The organism is Pseudomonas sp. AB39(2026) (genome assembly GCF_059831485.1).
In genome coordinates, this window is the sequence record NZ_CP195212.1 from 3,527,307 (window position 1) to 3,541,063 (window position 13,757).

The 13,757-nt window shown below is 59.8% G+C and carries 5 protein-coding genes; all 5 read right to left on the reverse strand.

Annotated features, from left to right (window positions below; genetic code table 11):
• Window positions 1-43: 43 nt before the first annotated feature.
• Window positions 44-1,507 (reverse strand): protein adenylyltransferase SelO, encoded by a 1,464-nt coding sequence (gene selO, locus ACSAMW_RS16330; protein WP_500591177.1) that lies wholly within the window; start codon window positions 1,505-1,507, stop codon window positions 44-46.
• 39 nt (window positions 1,508-1,546) lie between these two features.
• On the reverse strand, window positions 1,547-4,849 hold the full coding sequence (gene mscK, locus ACSAMW_RS16335; RefSeq protein WP_500591178.1) for a mechanosensitive channel MscK: 3,303 nt from the start codon (window positions 4,847-4,849) through the stop codon (window positions 1,547-1,549).
• 100 nt (window positions 4,850-4,949) lie between these two features.
• On the reverse strand, window positions 4,950-6,692 hold the full coding sequence (locus tag ACSAMW_RS16340) for a potassium/proton antiporter (protein ID WP_168084999.1): 1,743 nt from the start codon (window positions 6,690-6,692) through the stop codon (window positions 4,950-4,952).
• Window positions 6,693-6,892: 200 nt separating this feature from the next.
• The gene (locus ACSAMW_RS16345) at window positions 6,893-9,412 is read right to left on the reverse strand and encodes a dermonecrotic toxin domain-containing protein (protein ID WP_500591179.1); all 2,520 of its coding nucleotides are present in this window, start codon (window positions 9,410-9,412) and stop codon (window positions 6,893-6,895) included.
• 124 nt (window positions 9,413-9,536) lie between these two features.
• The gene (gene putA / locus ACSAMW_RS16350; protein WP_500591180.1) at window positions 9,537-13,487 is read right to left on the reverse strand and encodes a trifunctional transcriptional regulator/proline dehydrogenase/L-glutamate gamma-semialdehyde dehydrogenase; all 3,951 of its coding nucleotides are present in this window, start codon (window positions 13,485-13,487) and stop codon (window positions 9,537-9,539) included.
• Between the last annotated feature and the right edge of the window lie 270 nt (window positions 13,488-13,757).

A 13,757-nucleotide genomic window follows, 5' to 3' on the forward strand; every position in this document is an offset into this window, starting at 1 on the left:
CGCGATCATACAGGATTGATGGCGGCTTCAAGCGAAGGCATACCTAGGAAGAGCAGCTGATTTCCAAATGCTTGCCCCAGTCTGGGGGGCGCATGGCATAGGCTTCCATACCTGGCTGCGCGTCGAATGGGTGGGCCAGCACCTGGTGCAACCGCCGCACTTCCGTATAGTCGCCCGCTTCGGCCTCTTCGATGGCTTTCTGCGCCAGGTAGTTGCGCAACACGTACAGCGGGTTCACGGCATTCATCCGTTGGCTGCGTACCTCTGAGCTTTCAGAAGGCTGGCGAGCGAGGCGGGCGAGGTACAGCGCGGCCCACTCGTCAAACACGGCCAGGTCTATGAAGTCATCGCGTACCACGTTCAGGGCCGCCTCAGGTGCCTGCTCACCCAGGCGCCGAAAGAACAGGTTGTAATCCACAACGCCGGTCTGCATCAGTTGCAGCAAGCGTTCCAGCAGGCCTTGGTCCTCATCTTCGGCCGTGGTAAAGCCAAGGCGACGGCGCATCAGGTCCAGGTAGTTGGCCTGGAACAGTGGCAGGAACAGCCCCAGCGCTTCGCGTAGTGCCTCCACGTCGATCAGTGGCGTAAGCGCCTGTGCCAGAGCGCTCAGGTTCCAGTGTGCGATAGGCACTTGGTTGCTGTAGGCATAGCGACCTTGGTCATCTGAGTGGTTGCAGACGAAGCGAGCGTCGAAGTCATCGAGAAACGCAAATGGGCCGAAATCGAATGTGAGGCCCAGGATGGACATGTTGTCCGTGTTCATGACCCCGTGGCAGAAACCATACGCCTGCCATTTGGCGATCATTTCGGCGTTGCGTTCTACTACCGTACGGAACATGGCCAGGTAGGGCTGTTCGGCAGCTTGGCATTCCGGGAAATGGGCGGCCAGCACATAGTCGGCCAGCTGCTTGTGCTGCTCAGGCTGGCGGGTGTAATAGAAGTATTCGAAGTGGCCGAAGCGCACATGGCTGGGCGACAGGCGCAGCAGCATGGCGGCGCGTTCCTGGCGCTCGCGCCATACCGGAGTGTCCGAGGCTGTTACGCACAGTGCGCGGGTGGTGGGAATGCCTAAGGCGTGAAGGGCCTCGGAGGCCAGGAACTCGCGGATTGAAGAGCGCAGTACCGCCCGCCCGTCGCCCATGCGCGACCACGGGGTTTGCCCAGCGCCTTTGAGGTGCAGGTCCCAGTGTTCGCCCGCCTCGTTGACTACCTCACCCAGCAGTAACCCGCGGCCATCACCCAATTGCGGGTTGTAGTGGCCGAACTGGTGACCGGAATACACCATGGCGCGGGGCTCGGCGTCTTCCCACAGTTTGTGGCCACTGAATACCTGCGCGAAGAGTGGGTTCTGTGCTTCTAAGGGTGCCAGGTCCAGCAGCGCCAGGGCGGCCTCGCTGGCCACCACCACGCGTGGCCTCTCGATGGGTTCGGGCAACACATGGGCGGAAAAGGCATCGCCCAAACACGCAAAACGGTTATCGAACTCAAGTTCGTCCAGCGTTTTCATTATCACGTCCTGGAAAGGTCCATAGGGGGTGGACCCTCCTCAAGCGGGATCAGTTTGATCGGGATCGACACGGCGCATCACCAGTTGCTCCTCAAGCACTTGAGGGTTTTTGAGGTGAACCTCCAGTTGGCGGAAGGAAATGGCCACGCCATGTTTTTTGAATTCGGTGTTGATCAGCCGGTTGATCTCGTCGAGCACAGGGTTACGGTCACCCAGGTCCCGCACATGCATGCGCAGTTCATGGTCCAGGCTGCTCTCGCCAAAGGCCAGGAAGTATACGATAGGTGCCGGCTCCTTCAATACGCGCGGGTTTTCGTCGGCGGCCTGTAGCAGCAGCTTGCGCACCACCTCCAGGTCCGAGCCGTAGTCCACACCAATTTTCAGGGTGACCCGGGTAATGGTGTCGGTCAGCGACCAGTTGATCAGTTGCCCGGTGATGAAGGTCTTGTTAGGGACAATGATGTCCTTGCGGTCAAAGTCCGTAATGGTAGTGGCGCGAATGCGGATTTTGCTGACCGTCCCGGAAAGGGCACCGATGGTGATGGTGTCGCCAATGCGAACCGGGCGCTCGAACAGGATCATGATGCCGGAAATGAAGTTGGCAAAGATTTCCTGCATGCCGAAACCAAGGCCCACGGACAGCGCGGCTACCAGCCACTGCAGCTTGTCCCAGCTTACCCCCAACGTGGAGAGCGTGGTGACAAAACCCACCCCCGCAATGGTGTAGGACATCAGCGTAGTGGTGGCATAGGCACTGCCCTGGGCCAGGTTCAGCTTGGACAGTACGAATACCTCCAGCAGGCCCGGCAGGTTGCCTGCCAGCACGAACGTGATACAGATGATTACCAGCGCACCCAGCAGGTCCCCTAGGCTGATGGGCACCATGCTCATGTTGGCACCGGTGCCGCTGGTGTATTCGTATAGGGTGATGTTGTCCAGGTAAGCGAACACGCTGATCAGGTCCGACCATACCCAGTACAGCGCGCCCAGGAACGTGCCCAGCAGCAGGAGGCGAATCAGGCGCAGTGACTGCTGGTTTACCTGCTCGATGTCCAGCGTAGGCTCTTCGATCAGGGTCTCCGGGTCGCCCCCGATGTCCCGTGTGGCCTGGCGCTTGGCCAAGGCTCGGTTGTAGGCCAACCGGCGCGCGGCTACGCTCAGGCCCCGCACAAAGGCGGCCTCGATCACCAACCAAAGCATCATCAGGTAGAGCGTGGCAATCAATCGGTCGGTGAGCTTCAAGGCGGTGTAGTAGTAGCCGAAGCACACACCGAGGAACAAGCCTACTGGCAGCAGTGTAAACAGCAGGGCGATCAGTTTGCGGAACAGTGACGCGTTCTGATGGGTAGGGCTTGCCAGCAGCAAGCGGCTAAGCAACCAGGCCATCAGGGCGAAGCAGGTGAGTACCACCAGAATACCCAGTGTGTCTTCAGCCAGCCCTGACGGCTGCAGCTCAGCCACAGCCACTACGGCGACCAGGGCTATCACCACGATGCCTAGGCGCCTCACCCAGCCTTGAAGAAAGGCCACCTGTGCCTTTTCCCAGCGGAAATGAAGCTCGGCCACCCCACGCGGGGCCAGTATCCGGTACGCCGTGTAGAACATCAGCCAGGCCTTGGCCATTTGCAGCAGGGCCGAACCCAGGCTCAGGTTCTGCCCCCGAGCGTCAATTTGCAGGGCAATGCCGCACACTGCCAATGCCAGGGCAACAGGCATGGCCAGCAACACGTTGACCAGGATGGCCAGCGGTGTATTCCACTGGCTGTCTCTGCGGAAGTGCCCGACATTGCGGTGAACCTGGTTGAGTTTGCCGTACAGGTACTTGCGCCGCCACAGCAACGCCCCGATGGCCAGCAGCAGGGGCAGGAACAACAGGGGCCGTTGCGCAAGGCCGTCGCTCAGCTCATGGACGCTGGAGGCCCACGGCAGCGTGGTCACCTGCTTGGCCAGGCGCCGAGGCAGGTTGCTGAACCATTCAAGGTCCAATGGCTTGTTGCTGGGTATCCAGAACATCTGCTCGTCAAGGGTGGCGCGCAAGCCCTGGGCCATGTCCAGCAATTGCTTCTGGTTGAGCTGCAAGGTAATGGATTCGTTGAGCAGGGCGCTCAGCTCACGGTTCAGCCGCTCCAGCAGGTCCGCCCGGGTTACGGCTATGTCCAGCAAGGATTTGCGCAGCGCAGGGGTGACCGTTTCGGCTGGCTGGCTGGCAATCAATGTGTCCACATAGGCCGTAGGATTGTTCAACGCTTCGCGCTGCTGGTTGATTTCGAACTGGTACAAGCGGATATCGGCGATTTTGTCTGCCAGGTTCCGATCCACTTTCAGCGTTGGCAGGGCCTGCTTCTGGGTGTAGAGGATCTTGGAAAGCAGCAGGCTCCCTTTGAGCACGCTGATTTGCTCATCCAAGGCCTGGTCGGCCTGGCCCAGCGTGTCCAGTTGCTGCTTGGTGTGAAGGTTGCGCTGGGTGAGCTCGTTCAGTTCGTCCGTGCTGCGCAACAGGTAGTCCGACAGTTTCACGTTAGTGGCACTTTCGGTAGCCAGCACGCTGCTGTTGCCAGCCTTTTGTGCTTCAAGCGACTGTTGAGTGACTGTTTCCTGGGATTGTGCGAGCCGCTTCTGGTTGATCAGCGATTGCAGGTCCTGGGATTCTTGAGCCAGGCGGCCGATTTTCTCGATCAGCAAGTCGTGCTGGCTATTGCCCAGATCCTGCAGGAGGCTGTTACCTGCCAGCTCCTGGCGGCGCAGGGCGATGAGCGCATTGAGCGCGGCTTGCTCGGCCAGGTACTGGTTGCGCAGGTCACTGCTGAGGAGCTTGCCGCTGTCCTTGCCGCTTTTGAGCACAAGGTTGGTCTGCTGGATACGCGTCTGCGCATCGGCAATCTCGGTTTGGGCGCGTTCCGGCCGGGTCTGTGCCGTAATGGCCAGGGTATTGGCCTCGCCCAGTGCCTTTTGCAACTCGGTCTGCTGGGCGCTGCGGTCTGTAAGCAGCTGCTCCAGTTGCGGCACGGTAGCGGTGGCATAGCGCTGTGTGACAGGCAGCACTTTGGAAGCCTTGAGCCTGTCCAGGTCGTGCTGGTTTTCGCTGGTCTGGCGAGGTGCATCGGTGATCTGCTGCTTGACGCTGGTCAGCTGCTTTTCACGGTCCGCCTTGGTCGACAGAAAGGTGAGCGTCTGTTCGAGTACCTGCTCCAAAGCTTTCTGGTCTGCATCTGGCAGCTTTCGGTCAGCGATGTGGTCCAGGCTTTGCTGGACCGATTCTGTGGTAGGGGCGTCCGCGGCGAAGGCGGCGCATGTGAACAACCCAAGCAGGGCAGTGCACAACAGGGCGCGCAAAATAGGCATGTTCAAGGCAGGGGCAGAGGGCTGAGCGCAGTATTTTACGGGCTATGGCGGGGTTGTGGCAGTGCTATGTGCACAAACCCCACCTAGCTTTTGTTTCACGCTACAGAAACAGCCCTGGGCCGGGCTTGCTGCCTTCCGGGAAGCGTACGCCTACCTTGGCAATACGGTTGGCGTCCATGGCGGCTACGGTCCAGAGGGTGCTGTTCCATTCCACTTGGTCCCCGACGACCGGTGCACCACCCACGCGGCTGTTGATAAATCGCCCCAGAGAGGTCTGCGGGTCCTCGCCCTCAAGCTTCAGGCCATACAGGGCCGCTACGGCGCCCAGCTCTGCATCGCCTTCGAGAACGAAATCGCCGAAGAAGCGTAGATCCAGGCCACGCTGTGGCGCCTGGCTGAACAGCTTGCCCAAGGCAGGAAGGTCGTGCTCATGGCCGATGACGCACAGAATGTCCCCCACTTCCAGCACGGTACTACCGGAAGGGTGAAGCAGTTGCTCATTGCGGAACAACGCAGCAATACGTGTGCCCTGAGGCATCTTCAGCTCGCGCAGTGCCGCGCCGATGCACCATTTTTCCGCGCCTAGACGATACACGAACAGCTCCCACTCGCTGGTGTGGTGCACTTCCAGCGCTGAGCGGGAAATGGGTGCTGGGTCTGGCGGCACGGTGACTTTCAGCCACTTGGCCATCCAGGGCAGGCTGGTGCCTTGAAGCAGCAGCGATATCAGCACAATGAAGAAGGCCAGGTTGAAATACAGCTGGGCCTGGGGGAGCCCGGCCATGAGCGGGAACACGGCCAGAATGATCGGCACTGCCCCGCGCAAGCCTACCCAGCTGATAAAGCCTTTTTCCTTGCCATGGAACGCTTTGAACGGCAGCAGGCCCACAAATACCGACAGTGGCCTTGCCACAAGGATCATCCACAGCGCCAGGCCCAGTGCTGGCAGGGCAATAGGCAAGAGGTCGTGAGGGGTTACCAGTAGCCCTAGGACCAGGAACATACCGATCTGTGCGAGCCAGGCCATGCCATCGAGCATGTGCAGAATGCTATGGCGGCTACGGATGGGCCGGTTGCCCAGCACCAGGCCACACAGGTACACCGCCAGGAAGCCACTGCCATGCAGGGCGTTGGTGAGTGCAAACACGACCAGCCCGCCAGCGATAACCAGAATCGGATACAGCGCCTGGGCGAGGTTGATGCGGTTTACCAACTGCAGCAGCACCCAGCCACCGGCCAGGCCCATGATCGCACCAATGCCGAACTCGCGCAGCAGGTGAACCAGCAGGCTCCAGTGCAGGCCGGTTTGGTGAGTGGCAAGCATGTCGATCAGTGTGACCGTCAGGAATACGGCCATGGGGTCGTTACTGCCCGATTCGATCTCAAGCGTAGCCGTAACCCGCTCGTTCAGGCCTTTGCCGCCTAGCAGCGAAAAGACAGCTGCTGCATCAGTGCTGCCGACGATGGCCCCGATCAGCAGGCCTTGGGTGATGCTCAGCCCAAATAGCCAGGCAGCCAGCATGCCCGTAAGGCCAGTAGTGATCATCACGCCTACGGTGGCAAGTGACAGGGCCGGCCATAAGGCTACGCGGAAGCTGGCCACCCGGGTGCGCAGCCCGCCGTCCAGCAGGATTACGGCCAGGGCCAGGTTCCCCACCAGGTAAGCCTGGGGGAAGTTATCGAAAACGATGCCTGCGCCGTCGACGCCGGCGGCCATGCCGACTCCCAGGATGATGACCAGGATCGGAATGCCCAGGCGCGAAGACAGTGAGCTAACCAGGATACTGGCACCTACCAGCAGCGCCCCGATAAGGAACAGGCTGTTGATGGCGGTAGCGGTCAAAAGGCAATACTCCAAATTAGAAAAGCATGGATCGTGCCAAGGGATTCTAACCTGTGTATTGCCTTGTCTGTCAAAGTTGCAAGCCAGGATCGCGATATATACCGCCGGTGACTATGGGGAGTACAGTGGGCCAGCCATCAGCTCCCTACGCTTCACCCAATCGATGCTGCGCCGTTTCAGCGCTGTGGCCCAAGACGCTATCAAAGGCCCCATTGCGTGGCGGGAAACAGTCGCTCTGTCAAACCTGGGTGTTTTACTTGAGCCGCCCAAGCCGCTCGATCAAAGGGCGTGCCTGTACGCAGGTCGAACACGCGACGGCCATCTGCTTTATCGGTCTCACGCAGCTTTACCAGCATGAACCGGTATCGTTGTGTATGAACTTCCTTGATGGATTCGATCAGGAAGCATCGCCCTGGCGTAAAGACAGTTTCTGCCTCCTGATCGACCATGGACAACGGGCCTATCGGTGTGCCGCTCTGGTAATCACCAGCAGGCAGCTGGTAGATCACTGAGCTTTCATCAAATTGATGAATAACGTCTTCCGGGCCCACTACGTGCTTGGGCGCCACGAAACTCTTGAGCGCGTAAGGGTTTTCGGTGAAGGACGTAATGTCCGTAGTTACCAATACGTCACCTGCCGTGACAGTGCCACTGCGTAACCAGGCCCCTGACGTGTTCCGCCCGGCATTTCCACCCCGCCATAGAGGCGCGGCATTGCTTTTAGGCAGGCGCTCCAATGCGTTGAATAGCGTTTCGAGGTAGGCCGGTAAGTCGCCGTCCCCGGCTTCAAAGGCATGACTGACACCAAAGCGGAACAGGTGATTGGGAAAGTGGGACTCGCTCGTATAGATACGCACCAAGTCGTTCACATACTGCCCATTCTGCCGCCAGGTATAGAAGCGCTCATCATTGACCTTGATATACCCGTAACCATGCTCGTCGACTAAAAAGGCTTCCCCAGGTGGAAGTTCAGGTAATGCTGCTTTGGCCAGCACCTCTCTTTGCCGAGCAATGGCAAGTGTCGCCACCTGCGCACTTTCGAGTGGGGTATCACCAAGGTATACGTCCCAAAAAGGCGTTTCCACTGGAGGGGTGCCGCCTTCCAGGCCCGGAGCGTCCAGCCATTCCCATTGACCTTGCTCGCCCAAGCGAACGGGCCGCAAAGGGGCGAAGGCAAAAGGAGCCGTTGGCCGGACCACAAGCCAGGTATGCAACTGCCCGCTATAACGTACCCTGTAGGCTCGCCCACCTAAGGTGATCCAGGTTTGCCCACGAGGTGTGAGGCTGACGCCTTCCATGACATTGCCAAGGGCCGATGGGGCGGGCAAGCTAGGTGGGTTCTGGGTTTGAAGCTCGCTCAGTTCGCTTTCTGCCAGCGCTGCTGGTTGCCAGGTATCCAGAGAAACCAAACGTTCATGAGGTGGAGGATCGAATCGCAATCCTCTTACACCAAGCCCGAGGTCAGCCAGCGAGAACAAGGTAGCAATGGCGTCGAATACACCGCTAACCACCGCTTGCTTTCGCCGTTCTGGCGAACTGGTATTCAGCGCTGCGTCGATATCCAGCCCTAGTCGGCTGGCACCGGCAATAAGCACGCCCAGGCTTAACGGCCAAGCTACCAAGGCAAAAGGCGTAAACACCTGTAGAAAAGCCCCCAGGTAGCCGCGCCACAGTGCCTTGCGTAGCGCATGGTTGCTGATCAATGCGTTCTGATGGGTATGCAGGTCATTTCGCGCTAGCGTTTCCAGAAGGGTGAACAGGCTATGCGGATACGCCTCGCCGTTGCCAAAGGGCCAATGGGGGTTTGCAGGTGTGCCGATATGTACCCGCAAGCGTTCCAAGGCCTGATGGCGGCGCTCTGCGTTATACAGCTGCGCCACCCAGGCTTCAGCCTCAGGCGAGGCCAGGTGTGCAGCCACTGCTCGGTGTAGGGCAGGCATGCTCTGAAAGCCGCGAATGATCGGGGTGGCGGTGGGGGTATAGAGCATCACGCGCCCGTCAGGCGTGCGAAGCGTGAACAGAGGTGCGTCGGCCTCGCCTGTATAACCCTGTACGTGCACTGCAGAAACATCCCCAGGCTGACTCAGGCCGGCCAGGGTCAACGGTTGGTGAGGAGCCACTCCAGCGTAGTGTTCGAGCGCGCTAAGGTCTTGAGGCAATAGCAGCCCTTCTGTCAAAGCCTGGCGAGCGGCGCCTAGCAAGCGCACTTTGGTCAGTAACCTGAAATCGTTACCGTGGGTTTCCCAGAATCGCTCGGTGCGTTGGCGGACATGGTCAGCGAAATCCAGCGCCCAGAAGTCTTCCATCACGGCACTGGGCAGCAATGGGACCTCGTTGCGTTCGTTGTATTCTGTAGCGCCCGGCCCTTGCTGATAAAAGCCGCTGTAAAGGTCCAGGTTGTCAGGGGCGTGCTGAGCGGCTTCGTCGAAACGCCTCACTACCAACTCAGTAAAGGTGAGGGATTCGACCGGAGGTCCGTTATGTGCCCAGCCCGTGAACGGCCCGTGGCGGGTGTGGCTGGTTTCGAAGCGGTGCCACCAGACCTTGTCTGGGTTCCATTGCACACCCGTGTGTTTTAAAAGGCATTGCGCCGCCACTTGCCGAGCCAGCGTATGCAAATCGGGCCAGGCGTCCATGTAGGCGCGCACACGTTGGGCCACGGCATGGGCTTCATCCAAAGGGGTTGAGGGAGGGGGCGATAGGAATAGGTTGGCGTGCATCGTGAGCGCTCCATGCAGTTCAAGGAAGCACTATTAACCGGGATGCGCAGCTGATGATGGTGGTAGATATTCCCTGCCCGGTATGAGCCACTGGCCCCAGGCATTGCACCTGGGGCCATTGACATCAACCGATGGTCATCAAGCTGGCATTGCCGCCGGCTGCCGCCGTGTTCACGCTGACAGAGCGCTCGATGACCAAGCGCTCCAAGGCAATGGCGGTTTCACCCTGCGACAAGCCCTGTACACCTACGATGGCACCCCCACGGTTGGCGATGATCTCGCAGACTTGACGCAGTTGGTCGGAATCACCGTGGTGGATGACAGCGTCAAATACTGCCTCGTCCCGCTTCCAGTCAGCGATTACCTGCACACGCGCTTGTACGTCTTTAGGCAGCTTGCCGAACACTGAACGGGCAGGCTCGCCTTCCACCAGCACGGCGCGGCTACCAACGGCCAGCGTCGCCGCCACTTGGCATAGCAGGTCAGCTTCGTTGTCTGCCAGGCACAGCACGTGTTCACGAGGGAGCACCATGTAGGTGTTGCGCTCGCCGGTCGGGCCAGGCAACAGGCGCGATACGCCGCTTTGAGACTGGGCCGCATACTGGCCGCATACGTCAGCCAGTGTTGCCTGTTGACTACCTTGTGCCCAGGCCTGCAAGGCATGCAGCGGCTTGAGCAACGCCTCGCGAACCCGGCTATCCGGTGCGCTGGTGTCGCCACGCTCGAAGGTACGGTTTACGGCATCGCTTGGACGGGTGGATAGCAGGCGATACAGGTACAGCGGGCCACCGGCTTTCGGGCCAGTGCCGGACAAGCCCTCGCCGCCAAAGGGCTGCACACCCACCACGGCGCCCACTACGTTGCGGTTGATGTACATGTTGCCAGCGTTGACGGTTTCGGTAACCCTGGCGATGGTTTCATCGATACGGGTATGCACACCCAAGGTCAGGCCATAGCCAGAGGCGTTGATTTGGGCGAGCAGGGCGTCAAGGTTTTTGCGCTGGTAACGCACCACGTGCAGGACCGGGCCGAAAATCTCGCGCTTGAGTTCATCAAAGCTTTCCAGCTCGATCAAGGTTGGCATCACGAACGTCCCTCGACGGCACTCGGCGGTGTCGGTGACAGCCATCTGGTAAACGGTGCGGCCTTTTTCGCGCATGGCTTGAATGTGCGCCTCGATCCCGGCCTTGGCTTCGGCATCGATCACCGGGCCGATGTCCACGGCCAGGCGTTCGGGGTTACCCAGGTGGGCCTGAGCCATCGCGCCCTTGAGCATTTCGATCACCCGGTCGGCACTGTCTTCCTGCAAACACAGCACGCGAAGGGCCGAGCAGCGCTGGCCAGCACTGTCGAACGCCGACGACACCACGTCGATCACAACCTGTTCGGTGAGCGCGGACGAGTCTACGATCATCGCGTTCTGGCCACCGGTTTCGGCAATCAGCGGAATCGGACGGCCCTGGGCATCCAGGCGGCCTGCGATGTTACGTTGAAGCAACCGGGCCACCTCGGTAGAGCCGGTGAACATCACGCCTTTGACACGTTCGTCCCCAACCAGGCCCGCACCCACGGTTTCCCCGCGACCTGGCAGCAGTTGCAGCACGCCTTCGGGGATGCCAGCTTCCAGCAGGATACGTACCGCCTGTGCCGCTACCAGCGGCGTCTGCTCGGCAGGTTTGGCCAGGACGGGGTTGCCTGCTGCCAGTGCAGCAGCCACTTGGCCAGTGAAGATGGCCAGGGGGAAGTTCCATGGGCTGATGCAAACCACCGGGCCAAGTGGGCGGTGGTCATCATTATTGAAGTCGTGGCGTGCCTGTACGGCGTAGTAGCGTAGGAAATCCACCGCTTCACGCACTTCGGCTATGGCGTTGGCAAAGGTTTTGCCCGCCTCGCGTACCAGCAGGCCCATCAGTGGTTGAATCTGCGCTTCCATCTGGTCTGCAGCACGTTCCAGAATCGCAGCGCGCTCGGCAGGTGGCGTGGCTTGCCAGATTGGGCCATTGATCAACGCGCATTGGAGCGCGGCATTCACGTCGGCAACATCGGCTTCCTGCACGTGGCCTACCAGGTCACGGTGGTCGGACGGGTTGAGTACAGGCTGAGCCGGTGCCTGGGAGCTTTCGCAGCCCAGCATCGGGCCGGCGTGCCAGCTGTTATGGGCTGTAGCCAGCAATGCACTGCTCAAGGACGCCAGGCGATGTTCGTTGGCCAGGTCGATACCTGCCGAGTTGCTGCGCTCGCTGCCGTACAGGTCACGCGGCAGGGGAATACGCGGGTGTGGCAAGCCGAGCGCACCTTCCTGAGTACCCATTTGTTCGATGATTGCCACAGGGTCGGCCACCAGTTCCTGAATGGAAATGGTGTGGTCGGCAATACGGTTGACGAAAGAAGTGTTTGCGCCGTTTTCCAGCAGCCGGCGTACCAAGTAGGCCAACAGCGTTTCATGGGTGCCAACCGGTGCATAGACCCGGCACGGGCGGTTCAGTTTGCCATCGGCTACCTTACCCACGACTTGTTCGTACAACGGCTCGCCCATGCCATGCAGGCATTGGAATTCGTACTGGCCAGGGTAGTAGTTCTGGCCAGCAAGCTGGTAGATGGCCGACAGGGTATGGGCGTTGTGGGTCGCGAATTGCGGATAGATCGCTTCGGGGACCGACAGCAGCTTGCGAGCGCAGGCGATGTAGGACACATCGGTGTACACCTTGCGGGTATACACCGGATAGCCTTCCAGGCCTTCGACCTGGGCCCGCTTGATTTCGCTGTCCCAATAGGCGCCTTTTACCAGGCGGATCATCAAGCGATGGCGGCTGCGGCGGGCCAGGTCGATCACATAGTCGATCACGTACGGGCAGCGCTTCTGGTAGGCCTGGATCACGAAGCCAATACCGTTCCAACCGGCCAGTTGTGGCTCGAAACACAGGCGCTCCAGGAGGTCCAGAGACAGCTCCAGGCGGTCGGCTTCTTCGGCATCGATATTCAGGCCGATATCGTATTGCTTGGCCAGCAGGGTGAGGGACAGCAAGCGTGGGTACAGCTCTTCCATCACGCGTTCGTACTGAGCACGGCTGTACCGGGGGTGAAGGGCGGACAGCTTGATGGAAATGCCTGGGCCTTCGTAGATGCCGCGCCCATGAGAAGCTTTGCCGATGGAGTGAATGGCCTGCTCGTAGGAGGCCAGGTATTTCTGGGCGTCGTGCTCAGTCAGCGCAGCTTCACCCAGCATGTCGTAGGAGTAGCGGAAGCCTTTGTTTTCAAACCTGCTGGCGTTGGCCAAGGCTTCGCCAATGGTTTCGCCGGTGACGAACTGCTCGCCCATCAAGCGCATGGCCATGTCCACGCCCTTGCGGATCATGGGCTCGCCACGCTTGCCGATGATACGGCTGAGGGAGGAGGTGAGCCCCGCTTCGTTATGGGTAGACACCAGTTTGCCAGTAAGCAGCAACCCCCAGGTCGCTGCGTTCACGAACAGGGACTTGCTGTTACCCAGGTGCGGCTGCCAGTTGCCGTTGCTGATCTTGTCGCGAATCAGTGCGTCGCGGGTGCCTTTGTCCGGGATGCGCAGCAGCGCCTCGGCCAGGCACATCAGCGCTACACCTTCCTGGGATGACAGCGAGAACTCCTGCAACAAGCCCTGCACCAGGCCTGCACGGCCAGTGGCGTTTTTCTGGTTGCGAAGCTTTTCTGCAATGGTGGCAGCCAGCTTATTGGCAGCGCCCGCCATGGGAGCAGGCAAACGGGCCTGCTCCAACAGCATGGGCACCACCTCCTGCTCGGGGCGGCGGTAGGCACCTGTAATGGCCGCCCGCAGTACTGATTGAGGGTGAATGCTTTCGGCGAATTCCAGGAACGGCTGGTGCGCCGGGTCGGGTTGGACCTCACCCGCGTCATCGCCTGCATTGGCGGCGGCCCCGTTGATTTCGGTCAGAGACGCTCCACCCTCGAGCTTTTCAAGGTAATTGAAGATCGCTTGCTTGATCAGCCAATGCGGCGTGCGATCAATGGACTGTGCTGCGGTCTTCAAACGTTCGCGAGTCGGGTCGTCAAGTTTGACCCCAAGGGTGGTCGTCGCCATTTTAATTGTCCTCATCGGGTTGCCACTGTCGCGTGGCTTGTGCGTTGGGCAAGACTATCCCTGCATATGAGCGGGTGCAACCCGGTGCAACCCTAAATATTGAACTATTTCTTAGGCGGTAGCGTGGTACGAAAAAAGCCGAACGCGCACTATTTTTGTGCGTTTTCACTAATTTAACTCGTATCCACAGCGTATTTTTCCATTTTTCACGTAGGACAATTCCTAAACTACCTTTCCTGCCTTGTAACACCGGCGAACCACTCCCTAGGA

Coding starts and splice junctions, on each gene's coding strand:
- selO (WP_500591177.1), bottom strand. CDS start 1,507: ATGAAAACGCTGGACGAACTTGAGTTCGATAACCGTTTTGCGTGTTTG.
- mscK (WP_500591178.1), bottom strand. CDS start 4,849: ATGCCTATTTTGCGCGCCCTGTTGTGCACTGCCCTGCTTGGGTTGTTC.
- ACSAMW_RS16345 (WP_500591179.1), bottom strand. CDS start 9,412: ATGCACGCCAACCTATTCCTATCGCCCCCTCCCTCAACCCCTTTGGAT.
- putA (WP_500591180.1), bottom strand. CDS start 13,487: ATGGCGACGACCACCCTTGGGGTCAAACTTGACGACCCGACTCGCGAA.